12 protein-coding genes are annotated in these 16467 nt (G+C 60.5%); 6 read left to right on the top strand and 6 right to left on the bottom strand.

Annotated elements, in window-relative coordinates:
* Window positions 1-15: 15 nt before the first annotated feature.
* From FHW68_RS00995 to tssA, 3 genes are read left to right on the top strand one after another with little or no spacing between them, the layout of a single operon-like run.
* Window positions 16-783, top strand: a complete 768-nt coding sequence (locus FHW68_RS00995; protein ID WP_095635018.1) for a DotU family type IV/VI secretion system protein — start codon at window positions 16-18, stop codon at window positions 781-783.
* Complete coding sequence (locus FHW68_RS00990; protein ID WP_183678189.1) at window positions 780-4616, top strand: type VI secretion protein IcmF/TssM N-terminal domain-containing protein; 3837 nt, start codon at window positions 780-782, stop codon at window positions 4614-4616. Before FHW68_RS00995 ends, FHW68_RS00990 begins: the two co-directional genes overlap by 4 nt.
* Entirely contained in the window at window positions 4613-5701 is a 1089-nt protein-coding gene (gene tssA, locus FHW68_RS00985; protein ID WP_183678187.1) for a type VI secretion system protein TssA, read from the top strand. Before FHW68_RS00990 ends, tssA begins: the two co-directional genes overlap by 4 nt.
* 7 nt (window positions 5702-5708) lie before the next feature.
* Here the strand turns inward: tssA and FHW68_RS00980 are convergent, their stop codons facing one another.
* Entirely contained in the window at window positions 5709-6680 is a 972-nt protein-coding gene (locus FHW68_RS00980; protein WP_095635021.1) for a 2-hydroxyacid dehydrogenase, read from the bottom strand.
* A gap of 534 nt (window positions 6681-7214) precedes the next feature.
* On the opposite strand from FHW68_RS00980, the gene FHW68_RS00975 reads away from it, so the two are divergent.
* Entirely contained in the window at window positions 7215-8495 is a 1281-nt protein-coding gene (locus FHW68_RS00975) for a serine/threonine transporter (protein ID WP_095635022.1), read from the top strand.
* 122 nt (window positions 8496-8617) lie between these two features.
* Here the strand turns inward: FHW68_RS00975 and acnB are convergent, their stop codons facing one another.
* Window positions 8618-11218 carry a bifunctional aconitate hydratase 2/2-methylisocitrate dehydratase gene (gene acnB / locus FHW68_RS00970; RefSeq protein WP_095635023.1) on the bottom strand — a complete coding sequence of 867 codons (2601 nt, stop codon included), beginning with the start codon at window positions 11216-11218 and terminating at the stop codon, window positions 8618-8620.
* A gap of 511 nt (window positions 11219-11729) precedes the next feature.
* Between acnB and FHW68_RS00965 the strand changes: the two genes are divergently transcribed.
* Complete coding sequence (locus tag FHW68_RS00965) at window positions 11730-12200, top strand: DUF1289 domain-containing protein (RefSeq protein WP_183678184.1); 471 nt, start codon at window positions 11730-11732, stop codon at window positions 12198-12200.
* Window positions 12201-12293: 93 nt separating this feature from the next.
* Here FHW68_RS00965 and FHW68_RS00960 read toward each other — a convergent pair whose 3' ends face one another.
* Window positions 12294-13157 carry a universal stress protein gene (locus FHW68_RS00960; protein ID WP_183678182.1) on the bottom strand — a complete coding sequence of 288 codons (864 nt, stop codon included), beginning with the start codon at window positions 13155-13157 and terminating at the stop codon, window positions 12294-12296.
* Between the two features lie 160 nt (window positions 13158-13317).
* On the opposite strand from FHW68_RS00960, the gene FHW68_RS00955 reads away from it, so the two are divergent.
* Window positions 13318-13926 carry a tRNA-(ms[2]io[6]A)-hydroxylase gene (locus FHW68_RS00955; protein ID WP_183678179.1) on the top strand — a complete coding sequence of 203 codons (609 nt, stop codon included), beginning with the start codon at window positions 13318-13320 and terminating at the stop codon, window positions 13924-13926.
* Window positions 13927-14023: 97 nt separating this feature from the next.
* Here the strand turns inward: FHW68_RS00955 and FHW68_RS00950 are convergent, their stop codons facing one another.
* From FHW68_RS00950 to FHW68_RS00940, 3 genes are all read right to left on the bottom strand, one after another.
* The gene (locus FHW68_RS00950; RefSeq protein WP_183678177.1) at window positions 14024-14512 is read right to left on the bottom strand and encodes a GFA family protein; all 489 of its coding nucleotides are present in this window, start codon (window positions 14510-14512) and stop codon (window positions 14024-14026) included.
* 112 nt (window positions 14513-14624) lie between these two features.
* Window positions 14625-15242, bottom strand: coding sequence for a DNA-3-methyladenine glycosylase (locus FHW68_RS00945; RefSeq protein WP_183678176.1), 618 nt, complete (start codon window positions 15240-15242; stop codon window positions 14625-14627).
* A 28-nt stretch (window positions 15243-15270) separates the two neighbouring features.
* Complete coding sequence (locus tag FHW68_RS00940; RefSeq protein ID WP_183678175.1) at window positions 15271-16353, bottom strand: bifunctional transcriptional activator/DNA repair enzyme AdaA; 1083 nt, start codon at window positions 16351-16353, stop codon at window positions 15271-15273.
* Between the last annotated feature and the right edge of the window lie 114 nt (window positions 16354-16467).

The following is a 16467-nucleotide window of genomic DNA, read 5'->3' as shown; positions in this document are numbered from 1 at the left end:
AGGAAGGAACGTCCTATGTCTGAGGGCAATGTCGGGTCGGGAACACGAGGCCTCCATGAAGCGCCGCTGAGCAGTGCTTTTCGCCAGGCCTGGCAGCAATGGTCCCAGGACTGGAACCAGTTGCCCAAGGACAGCGAGGACGAAGCGCTGGTGGAGGCGGTGGTCGAACTCTCCACGCAAATCTCCCAGCGACTGTGGCGAACCGCATTCGCCAAAGTCGGTGACGCCGCCACCGAGCAGGTCAAGGCGCTGGTCTATGCCTTTGTCGCGCTGGTCGATGAAACCTTGCTGTTTACGCCCTGGCCCGGCCAATCGGCCTGGCAGGAAAAACCCCTGGAGTCGAGGTTGTACGCCAGCCGTCAGGCCGGTGAGCGGATACCGTTGGCGATCAAGGAACTGCTGGACGAGCAAATCCCCACCACCCGCGATCTGGCCAACGTCTATTTGCAGTGTCTGGTGCTGGGGTTTGAGGGGCGTCTGCGCGGCGAACCGAATCAGGCCCAGCATGAAAAATGGCGTCTGGCGCTGTTCACTTTTGCCTGGCAGCACGAGGCGGATTATGCCGACGTCAGTGCCCGACTCGAACAACCTTCGGCCGCGCCGCCACTGCAAATGCCAGTGCGCCTTTCGTTGCCCGACGGTTTTCGCCTGGGCCTGGGGATTGTCGCGATGGTCCTGCTACTGACCGGGTTGGGGCAGTTGTTCTGGCGTGACATTCGTCTGGAGCTCGAACCGGTGTTGCAACTGACCGATTCGGTGTCCGCCTCGGAGCAAGACTCATGAGCACGCTGGGGATTATCGGCCTCGTGATCGCCGTTCTGTTGCTGCTGACGATTGTCGGGGTGGCGGTCTGGTGGTTGCGCACGCAAAGCGGTGCGGCGATTCGCAGTTTTTACCTGGCGGTGCGGCACATGGAGCAGGAGCAGGGCGCCCAGGACCGCTACCAGATTCCGTGGCTGCTGATGCTCGGCAACGAAACCCAGGGCACGCAGTTGTGTACTCAGTGGCGCTTGCAGCCCACCGACAAACCGGCCTGGTTCGGCCGCTGGTGGTCGGACCCTGAAGGGGCGGTGTTGGTGGTGCCACAGGCGCTGTTTTTGCCCGATGAAGGCATGCACCTTCAACGCGGCGGCTGGTGGCGGTTGCTGGGACTAATCCTGCGCTTGCGCAGCCAACGTCCGTTGGACGGAGTGATCTGGACGGTGCCGGTCAGTCGGCTAGGCAACGTCGAGCATGCCACGACACTGGGGTTGGCGGCGCGTCGACGCTTCATCGATCTGTTGCAACGGTTCGGGCTGAGCCTGCCGGTGTACGTGGTGATTACTGGCATGGAAGAGTTGCCGGGGTTTCAGGAGCTGATCACCGCGCTGCCGGTCGAGGCCCGCGAACGCACGCTGGGCTGGTCGTCGCCCCACGGACCCGATGCAGTCTGGCAAGCGCAATGGAGCGATCAGGCGCTGGATCAAATGATTCGGGCCCTGGCGGAATCGATCATCGAAATCGGCGCTTTGTCCGGGCAACTGAGCACTGAGCTGTATGGCTTGCCGGAACGTTTCGAAGCCTTGCGGCGCCACCTGCAATCGTTGTTGGAGCCGGTTTTCCAGGGCAATGCGCAAGGTGAGGCGCCGCGCTTTCGCGGTATTTATTTCACGGCCAATCAGCCCTCGGAAGACAGCACCGACGGCTTTTCGGCCTATGACACCGGGTTGCAGCAGAGTGCTTTCGCCCGGCAATTGTGGCAGCGGCGAGTGGTCGCCGAGCGCGGTCTGGCCCAGGTGGTGCCGCGTTTGTTACGCCTGCGTCAACGCTGGCAACGCGTGACTGGCGGGGTGGCGCTGGTGGTCGCGGTGGTGTGGGGCGTGGGCATGCTGTGGGTCTGGCAGGATTCGGTCAAGGAGGCTCAGGAACTCTCGCGCTTGCTGCAAGGGGCGCAGAAAAACTACGCAGCGGTCACCGATGAATCTCATCGGCTGGAGTCGACCCGGCGCAACGTCCAGGGTTTCTGGCGGGTGCTGGAAAAGGCACCGGGCTGGAGCTTCACCTCCGTGGTATTTCCGACGTCCTGGTTCTCTTCGCTGGATGCCCAAGTGGCGAGCGAGTTGCGCCTGACCGCCCAGCGCCATTGGTTGCTGCCGTTGCACGACCTGTTGAACGCGGAGCTGGCGCAACTCAAGACCCTGCGCAACACCGAACGACGGGGCAACGTCGAAAGCGAAGACCCGGCTCAATGGCAAAACTACGTCAAGGCCAAGGATCTGGTGGAGCGCGCGCTGAATCTGGAACAGCAGAACCAGTGGTTCAGTCAGGCGCTGAATAACCACAAGGCACCCCTTGAAGACTTGGTGTTATTGAGCAACAACGCATTGTCGCTGAACCTCAATGTCGGCACGTTGCACCGCGCCGGTTTTTACAACCGGGCGTTGTTCGATGCTGATGGCAGCGACTTGCGCCCGCTGGATCTGACCGTCGAGCGCCCGCTGATCGAGGACAATTTTCTCGGGTTGATGGAACGCTGGCTGGATCAGTATTTCCTGGCCGACAATTTCGTGCGTCAGGCCGGTTATCTCAAGCTGCATCTGGAACGGCTGGAAGCCGGCAGTGGCAATTCCCTCACCGAGCTCGAAGATTTGCGGGCATTGATCGATGACCTGCAAACGGTGATCGGCTTGACCAATTCGGCGTGGGGACGGGGCAAGGGTCAGGACCTGGTGCCTGGCTATCGCGAGTTGCTGGACAACGTGCGCAAAAGCGCCTTGCTTGGGCCGCAACCGGAACAGCAGTTGGACATGCAGGCGGCCAAGCTGCAACAGAGTTTTCGCGATCAGTGGATTGTCCAGGCCGGCTCCCGGGACAATTTATTGATTCAGCAAGGCAGCGGGCAACTGGTCTTGCAGGAGCATGTGGTGCAACTCAACAACGCGGTGCAGGCGCTGTTCAAGCGTGACTTTGTGGCCATCGCCTTACAGGCGGATCGCTCCGAAGCCCCGAATGGGCAAGGGCAGGGCGTTGATGGCGACGACCTCGACAGTGCGTTGAACTATTTCGCCAGTTACAAGAGTTACGCCGCCGAAGAGTTGCCACGCATTCCCCCGGCGTATCGCGCGGCCTTGTTGCAAGCGGCCGAAGGCGCAGTGGTCAAGGCCATGTTGTCGAGCCTGCGCGAGCACAATGCTCAGGTCCATGGCGGAGTTTTCAATGTGCAGGCCTCCCAGGCGATTGCTTTGCAAAAAGCCTTTATCGAGGTGCGTCGCAGTGACCTGGCCACGCGTTTTCAAACGGCCTTGAACCGCCGCGCCCTGGCAGAAATCGCCAGCGGCCTCGACGAAATCGTCGCCCAGCCGCTGTTCAGCGGTCGCGCCGAAATCAGCCAGTGGGACGGCTCGAAAAACCTCGGCCTGCAACTGTATGGCGCCCACGATGTGCAGGATTTAAAACTGAGCCTCAAGCAGCAATTCAACACCATGCTCGGCATCACCGAGCGCCGCACCTCGGCACTGGAATGGCTCAAAGTCCAGCAACAGAACCTCTCGGCGCTGGATTATGAGCGCGTCACGCAGTTCAATGCGCTCAACGACGAACTGTTCAAGTACAAGGAGCAGAACCCCGCCAGTTCGCCGGCGCAGATCGAGCAATTGGTCAGCCGCGACTTCATCGAAATGGACGCCACGTCCTGCGGCCAGATCCTGCAAACCGCCAACCTGACCGCCGGGCGCGGAACACTGGCGTTGCGGGCGGTGGATCTGCAACAAACCGCCATGCAACGCTGTCAGTTCCTGCAACAGCAACAGGCAGCGGCGGCATGGAACGACCTGGCCAATTATTTCAATCAGTACCTGGCGGAGCGCTTTCCGTTTGCCAATGGCCTTCAAGCCGCCGACGCCGATCCGGCCAGGGTTCAGCATCTACTGGAGCTGATCGACAAGCGTTTGCCGGTGGCTCAGGCCGGATTGCTGCTGAGCCAGACCCCGGAACGCCTGGCCGCCGAAGACTTCCTCAATCGTCTGAAGCAAGCCAGCACCTGGTTGGGGCCGATGTTTATACGCGACAAGAGCGGTGTGCTGGGGTTGGAGGTTGACGTGCGCTGGCGCACCGATAGAGAGGAGGAGCGCGGTGCCGACCAGGTGATCGCCTGGAGCTTGAATGCCGGCAATCAACAGCTCAGCTATCCCGGTGAGCCGCAGCCGAACCTGCGCTGGATGGTCGGCCAACCGATCCGGCTGACCTTGCGTTGGGCCCGAAATGGCTACCAGCGCCCGGCCAGCGATCCGTTGCAGCCGAGCCTGGTGGTGCGGGATCTGGAAGCGGGCTGGGAGTACAGCGGGCCGTGGTCGTTACTGCGCTTGATGCGCTCGCACGTGTCAGTGCAGCGCCAGCCAAACATGGACTACACGGATTTTCCGTTGACCTTGCGCCTGCCCGTGACGACGCAGTCCAGCACTACCACCGCCGAGCAAACCCTGATGTTCGTGCGCCTGTCGTTGATGACCCAGGGCTCGAAATTGCCGCTGTCCATTCAGCCCTTGCCAACCCGCGCCCCACGCTCACCATTCATGGTGACGCGATCGACCGCAGGCATTGCAGCCCATGACATCGAATCCCAAAAGGAGGGCCTGTGAATCAACCTTCAACGCCGTTGCCGGAACTGATCAGCCAACTGCTCGAGCCGATCAGCGAGCAGGCGCCCTGTGGCCAGGATTTGCGTTACGAGCCTGAGTTCGACCGCTTGCGCGAACTGCGCCGTGAAGACGACACCAGTTTGCCCACGGGGGTGTGGCAGTCGTCGATCAAGCGTGCCCAATGGCCGGAACTGGAAAAACTGACCACCAGCCTGTTGCTCGAACGCAGCAAGGATTTGATGCTCAGCGCCTGGCTGGGTGAGGCCTGGCTGCATCAGGACGGGCTCGAAGGTTTGCCGGGCAGCCTGGCGCTGGTGGCCGGGTTATGCGAACGCTATCCCGAGCACTTGCATCCCCAGGCGGAGGATGGCGATCAGTCATGGCGGGTGATTCCGCTCGAATGGCTGGCTCGACGCTACGCTGAAGTATTGCTGACCCGCGTGCCGTTGTTCGCGCCGCGCAACAGTGAATTCGATAATTTCTGTCTGGATAGCTGGCGCCGGTTGCAACTGCAACAGGTACAAACCAGCGACACTAAAACGGCCAAGACCTCGGCGGAGAACGCGCGCAACGAACAGAAAAAACTCACCGAACAGATTCGCGCCACCCCATTGGCATTCTGGTTGCGCAGCCAGGGCACGCTGCTGCTCAGCCAGCAGCACCTGCAACGTCTGGAGGTATGGAGCGACGCTTATCTCGGCGATCAGGCCCCGGGCTTCAAGGCGTTGCAGGATGTGATCGAAGCGTTGTTGACGCTGGTTCAGGAGTTCATCGCCATGCACCCACGAAAACCGACCCCGGCGCCTGTCGAAATTCCAGCGGTGGCGGCATCGAGCCCGGCTGACGTGCCGCCCGTCATTGCGGCGCCTCAGGTGTTCAGCGAGCCGGCGAATCGTGAGGAAGCTTACCGGCAATTACTGTTGATCGCCGAGTACCTGGCGCGCACCGAACCCCACAGCCCGGTGCCCTATTTGATCAAACGGGGCGTGGAGTGGGGCAACAAGCCCCTGAGTGAGCTGCTTGGCGAACTGATCAGCGCCGATGCCGAATCCCGGCGACTCTGGACGCTATTGGGCGTCCTTTAGGCATCCTTTATTGAATGTTCCGGGCAGCTGTCGACGGCGGCGGCAAAGCAATGGGGGTCAGGACCGGTTGCCCGGCAAAAAACGCCGTCAGGTTTTTGCCGACCAGTTCCACGGTGCCTTGGGTGGCCTCCGGCGACAACCCGGCGACATGGGGGGTCAGAACCACGTTGGCCAGCCCCTTGAGGGCGTCCGGCACGTGGGGTTCGTTATCGAAGACATCCAGCGCGGCGCCAGCGATCCGTCGTTGTTCCAGCGCGCTGATCAGGTCAGCCGTAACGATCACGCTGGCCCGCGCGATGTTGACGATAAATCCGTTAGGCCCTAAAGCGTCGAGTACCTGCCTGTTGATCAAGTGCTGAGTACCGAGCCCGCCAGGCGCGGCAACGATCAGAAAATCCGAATGGCGTGCCAGTTCGGTCGGCGTCGAGCAAAAGCTGTAGGGCACGTCGCTGCGATGCTGGCGATTGTGGTAACTCACTCGCATATCGAAGCCGTTGGCGGCACGTTTGGCGATAGCGAGGCCGACGGCACCGAGGCCGAGGATGCCCAGGCGTTTGCCGGCCAGGGAAGGACGCATGATTTTCGGCCACTCGCCCCGACGAACGGCAGCATCGGCCCGAGGAATATCGCGCACCAGGGCCAGCAGTAACGCCATGGCGTGGTCGGCGACGGAAGAGGCATTGACGCCGGCCCCGTTGGTGACAGTGATGCCCCGGTCGGCAGCGGCTTGCAGGTCGACGTGTTCGTAACCGGCACCGATTACACAGATAATTTTGAGATTGGGCAGGGCGGCCATTTCGTCGGCACGCAGGCCCAATGGACCGCGCGTCAGCACTGCATCGATCTGGCTGCCCTGGCGGGCAATGGCAGCGGCGCGCTCGGCCGGGGTCGGGGCCAGGATCAAATGAAACCCCTGATGTTCGAGGATCGGCAGGTATTCGTTGATGGTTTCAACCAGTACCAGAACAGTTGCGGTCATGCTGGGCTCCTGTGGGCAGCGGAATGTCGGGGGGTGAACGTCGCTTCAGGTTGTCTGACTCCAAGGCAATGGCCAGGGAGGCTCCCGGTGTCCGGAGCTGGCGAAGCCTGCGATCCTTCTAATGACAACACTAGATCAGAGCGGGGCAGATGGAGAGGATTTGTCCGCAATGAAATAGTGTGTTGCAGCTATCGGCCGCGTCCCTGTAGCAGCTGTCGAGCTTGCGAGGCGGCGTTCGGCTGCGCAGCAGCCGTAAAATCAGGCGCTGCGGTCCGTCAGGTCCAGAGTTTACGACTGCTTCGCAGCCGAACGCAGCCTCGCAAGCTCGACAGCTGCTACAGCGAACGCAGGGGAACGCAAGTTGCCTTAACACTAGCCGCATCTGATCTGCATAACCATTGCTCAGCTAAGTCTTTGCTTCTGTTGCTTAATCCCGGACAATCGCGCCCCTGTTTCGGTCAGGGCGCTGCCTGTCGGGTTTTCCGACTCGTCCTGACCGGGTGGCAAGTGACCGGAAAGCGGAGATCCGACCGGATGAATGATCAGGCCAATAGCGTCGACGAACGCTATGTAACGGCGACACCAGCGAGCCTAGAAAGCTGGAATCGCCACGACACCACCTGGATGCTGGGCCTGTTTGGCACGGCAATCGGGGCGGGTACCCTGTTTTTGCCGATCAATGCGGGGCTGGGCGGCTTCTGGCCGCTGCTGATCCTCGCGGTACTGGCATTTCCTATGACGTTTTATGCCCACCGTGGCCTGACCCGCTTTGTGTTGTCTGGCCGTGAAGGCGCTGACATCACCGAAGTGGTGGAAGAACACTTCGGCATCAAGGCCGGCGCGTTGATCACCTTGCTGTATTTCTTCGCGATCTTCCCGATCCTGCTGATTTACAGCGTAGCCCTGACCAACACCGTGGGCAGTTTCCTCGAACATCAACTGCACATCATGCCGCCACCGCGCGCCGTGTTGTCGTTCGTATTGATTCTCGGCCTGTTGGCAGTGGTGCGTTGCGGGGAGCAGGTGATCGTCAAGGCCATGAGCCTGATGGTCTATCCGTTCATCGTTGCGCTGCTGTTTTTGGCGGTGTTCCTGATTCCGCACTGGAATGGCGGCATCCTCAGCACTGCCTCCACGCTGCCTGAGCCGTCGGCGCTGCTGCACACCCTGTGGCTGGCGATTCCGGTGATGGTGTTCTCGTTCAACCATTCGCCGATCATTTCGGCGTTCGCGGTGGACCAGAAACGTCGCTACGGCGCGCATGCCGAGGAACGCAGCTCGCAGATCCTGTCCCGCGCCCACCTCTTGATGGTGGTGATGGTGCTGTTTTTCGTCTTCAGCTGCGTGCTGACCCTGTCGCCGGCGCAACTGGCGGATGCCAAGGCGCAGAACCTGTCGATCCTGTCGTACCTGGCCAACCACTTCAGCAACCCGACCATCGCGTTCGCGGCGCCGTTGATTGCCTTCGTGGCCATCTCCAAGTCGTTCCTGGGCCATTACATTGGCGCCAGCGAAGGCTTGAAGGGCCTGATCGTCAAGAGCGGCAAACGCCCGGCACCGAAGACCCTGGACCGCATGACTGCGGCGTTCATGCTGGTAGTGTGCTGGATCGTTGCGACCCTGAACCCGAGCATTCTCGGCATGATCGAAACCCTCGGTGGGCCAATTATCGCGGCGATCCTGTTCCTGATGCCGATGTACGCCGTGCGCAAGGTTCCGGCGATGGCACGTTTTCGTGGTCAAGCCTCTAACGTCTTTGTGACGGCAGTGGGCCTGGTGGCGATTTCGGCGTTGATCTACTCCCTGACTGCCTGACCACCACTCTGATCGTTCCCACGCCGAGCGTGGGAACGATCATCTATAACGCGGTCTTCCTGAAGGCATAAAAAAACGCCGCTCATCTCACGATGGGCGGCGTTTTTTATTGCCTTGTAACGTTAAGCTTGAACGACCGGGATGTTGGCGTTCGCAGCAGCTTCACGGAACTCGGCGATCTGGTCGAAAGACAGGTAGCGGTAAACGTCGGCCGCCATGCTGTCGATCTTGCCAGCGTATTCCATGTACTCCTCGACGGTCGGCAGGCGACCCAGGATGGACGCAACGGACGCCAGCTCGGCCGAAGCCAGGTAGACGTTCGCGCCGTCACCCAGACGGTTCGGGAAGTTACGGGTCGATGTCGACACAACAGTCGAGTTCGGCTCTACACGTGCCTGGTTACCCATGCACAGCGAGCAGCCCGGCATTTCCATGCGTGCGCCGGCCTTGCCGTAGATGCCGTAGTAGCCTTCTTCGGTCAGCTGGTGAGCGTCCATTTTGGTCGGTGGCGACAGCCACAGACGGGTTGGCAGCTGACCCTTGACCTGATCCAGCAGCTTACCGGCCGCGCGGAAGTGACCGATGTTGGTCATGCACGAACCGATGAACACTTCGTCGATCTTCTCGCCAGCAACGCTGGAGAGCAGGCGGGCGTCGTCCGGGTCGTTCGGCGCGCAGAGCACAGGCTCCTTGACGTCGGCCAGGTCGATCTCGATGACTTCGGCGTATTCGGCGTCCTTGTCCGCTTCCAGCAGCTCAGGGTTGGCCAGCCAGGCTTCCATCGCTTGAGCGCGACGCTCCAGGGTACGCGCATCGCCGTAGCCTTCGCCGATCATCCAGCGCAGCAGGGTGATGTTCGACTTCAGGTACTCAGCGATCGATTCCTTGGACAGCTTGATGGTGCAACCGGCAGCCGAACGTTCGGCCGAGGCGTCGGACAGTTCGAATGCTTGCTCGACGGTCAGGGTTTCCAGACCTTCGATCTCCAGGATGCGGCCGGAGAAGGCGTTCTTCTTGCCCTTCTTCTCGACAGTCAGCAGACCTTTCTGGATGGCGTAGTAAGGGATGGCATGAACCAGGTCACGCAGGGTGACGCCCGGTTGCAGTTTGCCCTTGAAGCGCACCAGGATCGACTCAGGCATGTCCAGCGGCATGACGCCGGTGGCCGCTGCGAACGCGACCAGGCCGGAACCGGCCGGGAACGAGATGCCGATCGGGAAACGGGTGTGGGAGTCACCACCGGTACCCACGGTGTCCGGCAGCAGCATGCGGTTCAGCCACGAGTGGATGATGCCGTCGCCCGGACGCAGGGAAACGCCGCCGCGGGTCATGATGAAGTCAGGCAGGGTGTGGTGGGTGGTCACGTCGATCGGCTTCGGATAAGCCGCGGTGTGGCAGAAGGACTGCATCACCAGATCGGTCGAGAAGCCCAGGCACGCCAGGTCTTTCAGTTCGTCACGGGTCATTGGACCGGTGGTGTCCTGGGAACCTACGGTGGTCATCTTCGGTTCGCAGTAGGTGCCCGGACGGATACCGGTCACGCCGCAAGCCTTGCCGACCATTTTCTGCGCCAGGGTGTAGCCCTTGGTGCTTTCAGCCGGTGCTTCAGGCTTCTTGAACAGGTTCGAAGGTGGCAGGCCCAGCTCGGCGCGAGCCTTTTCGGTCAGGCCGCGGCCGATGATCAGCGGAATACGGCCGCCAGCACGAACTTCGTCCAACAGGACCGGCGTCTTCATTTCGAAGGTGGTCAGGACTTCGTCGGTGCCGTGCTTGCAGACTTTGCCAGCATGCGGGTACAGGTCGATCACGTCGCCCATGTGCATGTTGGAAACGTCGAATTCGATTGGCAGTGCGCCGGCATCTTCCATGGTGTTGTAGAAGATTGGAGCGATTTTGCTGCCGAAGCAGAAACCGCCGGCACGCTTGTTCGGCACGTAAGGAACGTCGTCGCCGAAGAACCACAATACGGAGTTGGTCGCCGATTTACGCGAAGAACCGGTACCCACCACGTCGCCGACGTAGGCGATCGGGAAGCCGGCATTGCGCATTTCTTCGATCTGCTTCATCGGGCCGGTAACGCCTTGTGCGTCAGGCACGATGCCGTCGCGAGCCATTTTCAGCATGGCCAGGGCGTGCAGCGGGATGTCCGGGCGGGACCAGGCATCTGGAGCAGGGGACAGGTCGTCGGTGTTGGTTTCGCCGGTGACCTTGAACACGCGCAGGCTGATCTTGTCGGCCAGGGTCGGACGCTTAACGAACCACTCGCCGTCAGCCCAGGATTGCAGGACGCCTTGAGCGTGGACGTTACCGTTCTTGGCTTTTTCCGCGACGTCGTGGAAAGCATCGAACATCAGCAGGGTGTGCTTGAGTTCTTCGGCCGCGACGGCGGCCAGTTCGGCGTCGTCCAGCAGGTTGACCAGGGTCACGATGTTGTAGCCGCCCTGCATGGTGCCGAGCAGTTCAACCGCGCGCTTCTTGTCGATCAGAGGGGATTTGGCTTCGCCCTTGGCGATGGCAGACAGGAAGCCGGCCTTGACATAGGCTGCTTCGTCCACGCCAGGCGGAACGCGATTGGTGATCAGGTCAACGAGGAAGGCTTCTTCGCCAGCCGGGGGATTTTTCAGCAGCTCGACCAGGCCTGCAGTTTGTTCGGCGTTAAGCGGCTGGGGAACGATACCCAGTGCTGCACGCTCTTCGATATGTTTGCGGTAGGCTTCAAGCACAGTTATTACCCTCATCAGTGGTCCCAAATGGGTGTCCGGGACGCTCATCCCGAAATTGCCGTACTCATGCGCTGCGTGGCGTTGTGGGCCGCTTAGCCAGAATTACCGACAATTCCTTACAGAAGCTGCTTTCAAAGTTTTACGCCTGCAGAACGGGGAGCTGATGAGGGTTGGCGTCAGGTTTTTCACCGCTGAAAAACCCTTCGCCAACACCGCTCTGAAGGAACGACTGTGCTCGTGACGCTTTGAAAACAGCTTCTAACGGACATTGGCGCCTTAAAAGGCTGGCTGATTCTACGGCAAAAAAAAATTAAAGGTAAGTCAGGGTTCTATTGAACTTTGGTGGCGAGCCGAGTTGCCGGGCCAACGTGTGCGAGGCAAGGCGCGGGCATCCGTTGCGGTCCTCACCAACGTCCAGTAGACCCTGGGGCCCTGAATTTTGAGGGGTGATGAATGTTGGACAAAGGGCTAACATGCCGATCTGTTCTGCTTTCCCGTGTTTTGCCTACCTATGCCCAATCAGACCATCAAGACCCCCTGCATCGGCCTCTGCTCCACTGTTTACGGTGATCTGGTGTGCCGTGGCTGCAAGCGTTTCCACCATGAAGTGATTCACTGGAATGGTTACAACGAGCAAGAAAAACGCGCGGTGTGGCTGCGTCTTGAGCAACTGTTGTCGCAGGTGATGGCCAGCAAGGTAGAAATTTTCGATCCCGCGTTGCTGCGTTTGCAGCTGGAGCAGCGCAAGATCCGCTTTGTGCCCCATCAGTCGGAATATTGCTGGGCTTATCAGCTGATCGCCCGGGGCGCGCGGGTCATCAACAATCTGGAAGCCTACGGGATGGTGCTGCTGCCGGAGTTCCGCGACTGGAACCTGCCGGAATTGCGCGATGCCATTGATCGGGAATTTTTCCTGCTGTCCGAGGCGCATTACCAGCGCTACATTGCGCCTGGTTTCCTCAAAGACGCTTTCGGCGCCTAAAAGCATCGCGGGCAAGCCCGCTCCCACAGGTTCTTCATCGACCTTGTGGGAGCGGGCTTGCCCGCGATGGCGATCTACTTGACACCACAAATCTCAATGCTGGGTCACGATCTCTTCCAGATGATCCATGATCGTATCCGGCTTGAGCACCAGCACATCGCTCTCCAGCGCATCCAGCACCACTTCCGCCGTATTGCCGATCAACGCCCCGGACAACCCGGTCCGCGCCACGGTGCCGATCACTGTCACCGATGCCCCCAGTTTATGGGCCGTGTACGGAATCAATACATCCGCCGGGCCTTCCTCGATATGCAGGTGTGCATCATCGATATCGAACTCGGCCTGGAACGCCTTGCATTGCTCACGGTAACGGGCCTCGATGGTTTCCTTGAGCTGGAACGTCGGGTCGGCCGCCGACAGCATCGGCGAGGGGTGAGCGCTGATCACGTGTAAATGGGCCTTGGCCAGGCTGGCGATGTCGTAGCCATGATCAATGATGCTGGCGTGCAAGGTGCGATGTTCGCCGTCGATGTTGCCGACGTCGATGGCCGCCAGGATCACGCCGCCGGTCCAGGGTTTGGCGGTTTTCACCAGCAACACGGGAGTAGGGCTGCGGCGCAACAGTTTCCAGTCCGCCGGGGTCAGCAGGGCTTTTTTCAGCGGGCTGTCCGGGAAATGCTGCTTGATCACCAGCCCGCAGCCTTCGGCTTGCTGCACATCGACGATGGTTTCATGCAGGCTTTCGTTCCAGGCCTGTTCGGTGGTGACGCTGTAGCCGTCCGCTATCAGCGCAGCCTTGAGCACGCCAAGCATGCCAGCGTGATCATGCTTTTTATCGCAAATCAGCAGGTGCAGATGGGCCTGGGTCACACCCGCGATCAGCTTGGCCCGTTTAAGCGCCAGGCTTTCCGAGTGTTCGGGTTCGATGACCACCAGGATGCTGCGAATGGCTTGCATGAGCGGATCTCCATGAAGAAAAAAAGCACGGCGTTGGACAACTATAGTTGCTGGCCGGCATTCAGCGACTTGATGCATATCAACGGTTGGCGTCTGGTGGTCTGTCGGCAGGCCGGTATAATCGGCGCCTTTCGTTCTGTACCTTTTATCCGTGAGCCCCATGATCCTTCCCGAAATTCACGAGTTCCTCGGCTGCCGCACGCCGGATGGCTGGATCCAGGCCGCGCTGGCCGATCAGGAAACCTTGCTGATCGACCACAAAAACTGCGAATTCAAGGCGGCCAGCACGGCATTGAGCCTGATCGCCAAATATCACTCCCACGTCGATCTGATCAACCTGATGTCGCGTCTGGCCCGGGAAGAGCTGGTGCACCACGAACAGGTCATGCGCCTGATGAAAAAGCGCAAGATCGAGCTGCGTCAGCTGTCCGCCGGGCGTTACGCCTCGGGGCTGCGCAAAGTGGTGCGCAGCCACGAACCGGTGAAGCTGGTGGACACGCTGGTGGTCGGCGCCTTCATTGAAGCCCGTAGTTGCGAGCGTTTCGAGGCGCTGGTGCCGCATCTGGATGACGAACTGGGCAAGTTCTATTTCGGTCTGTTGAAAAGCGAGGCCCGGCATTTCCAGGGTTACCTGAAACTGGCCTATCAGTACGGTGACGCCAAGGATATTGCCCAGGTGATCGACAAGGTTCGTGACGCCGAGCAGGCGCTGATCGAGTCGCCGGATGTGGAGTTTCGCTTTCACAGTGGCGTGCCAGTCGCGGCATGAGATCAAAAGATCGCAGCCTGCGGCAGCTCCTACAGAACCGGGGTATCTACACGGTCGGCGTAGGAGCTGCCGCAGGCTGCGATCTTTTGATCCGGCGTTAGCGGCTCAAACCCAGGCGCTCATGCCACTGGGCGATGGACTCTTCAGGCCACCTGTCGCATCGTCGATCAGCGGGCTGCATCTGGACTTCTACCCATGATGCTTTCGAACCGAGCATCACGTGCGTGTTCTCAGGTGGCACTGGCAGTGCTGTATCGATGGCCGAGGCGAATGGGTGCACAAGGTCCGGCCATTCAGGACTGAACACCCATAATCCCGAGCCGCAAACGGAACAGAAATGCCGCTCGGCGGTGCTGCGGTGGGCGCGTTTGTCACCTTTTTCCTTGAGCCGCGCATGGTAAATCGAGATGTGTTTGCGACCGCGTACTTTCAGGCTGGCGGCATCGCCAGCGATGTTGATCGCATAACCGCCGCCGCCCTGGGTCTTGCGACAGATCGAGCAATAGCAGCGTTGATAAGGGTAGGGGTGGGCGCTGGTCAGGCTGAACGATACCGCGCCGCAATGGCAAGAGCCTTCGAGTTGCATGGGAACCTCCGACGGGTCTAGACAGCCTGGACTGTCCGTATTCCTGGGCCTGGATTTATGCTGGATGTGCCGGCGCTATCGCGAGCAGGCTCGCGATGAACGACAACCCGGTCTAACGGTTGGGCACCCGCCACAAGTACCAAGCCGCCACTGTCCGATATGGGCTCCACGCCAACCCGATCTCAATCATCTGCTTGCGAGTCGGCTGCACCTCCAGCCCCTTCAACCGCCGATAACCCTCGCGTACGCCAAAGTCGTCCGCCGGCAAGATGTCCGGCCGCTCCAGGCTGTAGATCAGCAGCATTTCCACCGTCCAGCGACCGACTCCGCGCAACGTGGTCAAGCGCTCGATCAAGGCCTCATCGTCCATGGCCAGGGCTGTGGCGTAATCCGGCACCACGCCGTCCAGAGCCGCCTGAGCGATACCCTGAATGGTCGCGATCTTGCTGGCGGAAAACCCGCAACCGCGCATCTGCTCGAAGTCTGTCGCCAGAATCTGCTCAGGCCTTGGGAAGGTGTTCGCCGGAAACAACGCCAGCAGCCGGCCGACAATCGCATCGCCGGCCTTGGCGTGCAGTTGCTGATAGGCGATCGCCCGCACCAGCGATTCGTAAGGATCGCGGGCCGCATGGGGTTGATGCAGGCAGGGGCCGATGGCGCTGATGTGGCGTTGCCAGTCGGCATCGAGGGTTGAGAGAAATTCGCTGGCCAGTGGGTAGGTATCGAGCATGGAGCATCCTGAAGAAATGGCGGCGTGATCAGAACGCGAGTTGTTCGGTGATTTGCACCGCTGCACTTTCCAGCCTGAGCAGAAACGCCTTGCGCGGTTGTCCTCCACCATAGCCGGTCAACGAGCCGTCTGCACCGATCACGCGGTGACAGGGCAGGATAATCGCCAAACGGTTTTGGCCGTTGGCCAGGCCCACGGCGCGACTGGCGCCGGGATTGCCCAGTTGCGCGGCGATGGCGCCATAAGTTGTGGTCTGGCCATACGGAATCTTCATCAGCTCGGCCCACACTTGCCGGGCGAAAGCGCTGCCGGGCAGGTGCAATGGCACATTGAATTCGGTCCGTTTACCAGCGAAGTATTGCACCAGTTCTTCTTCGATTTGTTGCAAATGTCCGTTGTGACCGGGCGCCACGGCGTAGCCGTAACGGTTCTGCAGTTCTTCGATTTCCTTGGTCAGTGCCGGTCGATCAAGAAACTCCAGCAGCACCAGCCCACGCTGTTCGGCCATGGCGATCATCGGCCCCAGTGGCGTGGTCAGTCGGGTGAACAGCAGTGGCTCGCTGTGGGCGGCGCGGCCGGGGGTGATGTGGAACGACTTTTGAAACGCATCGCGAAAACCGCTCAGGGATTCGTAGCCGGAGTCGAAGGCAGCGTTGTCAATGGATTCGCCCTGTTTGATGCCACCGAGGGCGATGCCCAGGCGCCGGCTGCGTAGCCAGGCGTGAAAGGTCATGCCGAAATGCTGCTTGAACCAGCGGCGCAATTTCAGCGGTTCGATGCCCTCGGCCAGCAACTGGGCGTCGGTCCAGCGCAGGTCAGGGTCGGCGTCCACGGACTTGAGCAGTCGCTGCACCCAGTCCGGCGCGATGGCGGCGGCGTCCAGTGGCTTGCAACGCAGACAGGCCCGATAGCCCGCCGACATCGCCTCATCGGCATGGGCGAAAAACTCGACGTTTTCCGGCTTCGGTTTGCGCGCCGTACAGCCGGGGCGGCAGAAAATGCCAGTGGTTTTGACCGCGGTAAAGAACACCCCTTCGTAGGCGGTATCGCGTTCGAGCATGGCGCGAACCATCTCGGCGTGGGGCGGAAGCACAGCGTTTTGTAGGTTCATGGACTGAGCATATGCGGTGTCGCCGGGGGGCTCCACCGGAGAATCGACAATGAATTTTTATGGTTGTGAGCTACAGTCATCGGGTCGGAGGTAATGCTGTAAACGATATTTTCA

It is taken from the genome of Pseudomonas sp. Tn43 (assembly GCF_014192635.1).
Taxonomy (GTDB): Bacteria; Pseudomonadota; Gammaproteobacteria; order Pseudomonadales; family Pseudomonadaceae; genus Aquipseudomonas.
Note: the sequence above shows the minus strand (reverse complement) of the source record. Positions and strands in the feature narration are given on the sequence as shown.

Coding starts and splice junctions, on each gene's coding strand:
- FHW68_RS00960 (WP_183678182.1), bottom strand. CDS start 13,157: ATGCAAGCCATTCGCAGCATCCTGGTGGTCATCGAACCCGAACACTCG.
- FHW68_RS00965 (WP_183678184.1), top strand. CDS start 11,730: ATGCCCAATCAGACCATCAAGACCCCCTGCATCGGCCTCTGCTCCACT.
- FHW68_RS00945 (WP_183678176.1), bottom strand. CDS start 15,242: ATGCTCGATACCTACCCACTGGCCAGCGAATTTCTCTCAACCCTCGAT.
- FHW68_RS00995 (WP_095635018.1), top strand. CDS start 16: ATGTCTGAGGGCAATGTCGGGTCGGGAACACGAGGCCTCCATGAAGCG.
- FHW68_RS00990 (WP_183678189.1), top strand. CDS start 780: ATGAGCACGCTGGGGATTATCGGCCTCGTGATCGCCGTTCTGTTGCTG.
- FHW68_RS00950 (WP_183678177.1), bottom strand. CDS start 14,512: ATGCAACTCGAAGGCTCTTGCCATTGCGGCGCGGTATCGTTCAGCCTG.
- FHW68_RS00980 (WP_095635021.1), bottom strand. CDS start 6,680: ATGACCGCAACTGTTCTGGTACTGGTTGAAACCATCAACGAATACCTG.
- FHW68_RS00940 (WP_183678175.1), bottom strand. CDS start 16,353: ATGAACCTACAAAACGCTGTGCTTCCGCCCCACGCCGAGATGGTTCGC.
- FHW68_RS00975 (WP_095635022.1), top strand. CDS start 7,215: ATGAATGATCAGGCCAATAGCGTCGACGAACGCTATGTAACGGCGACA.
- FHW68_RS00955 (WP_183678179.1), top strand. CDS start 13,318: ATGATCCTTCCCGAAATTCACGAGTTCCTCGGCTGCCGCACGCCGGAT.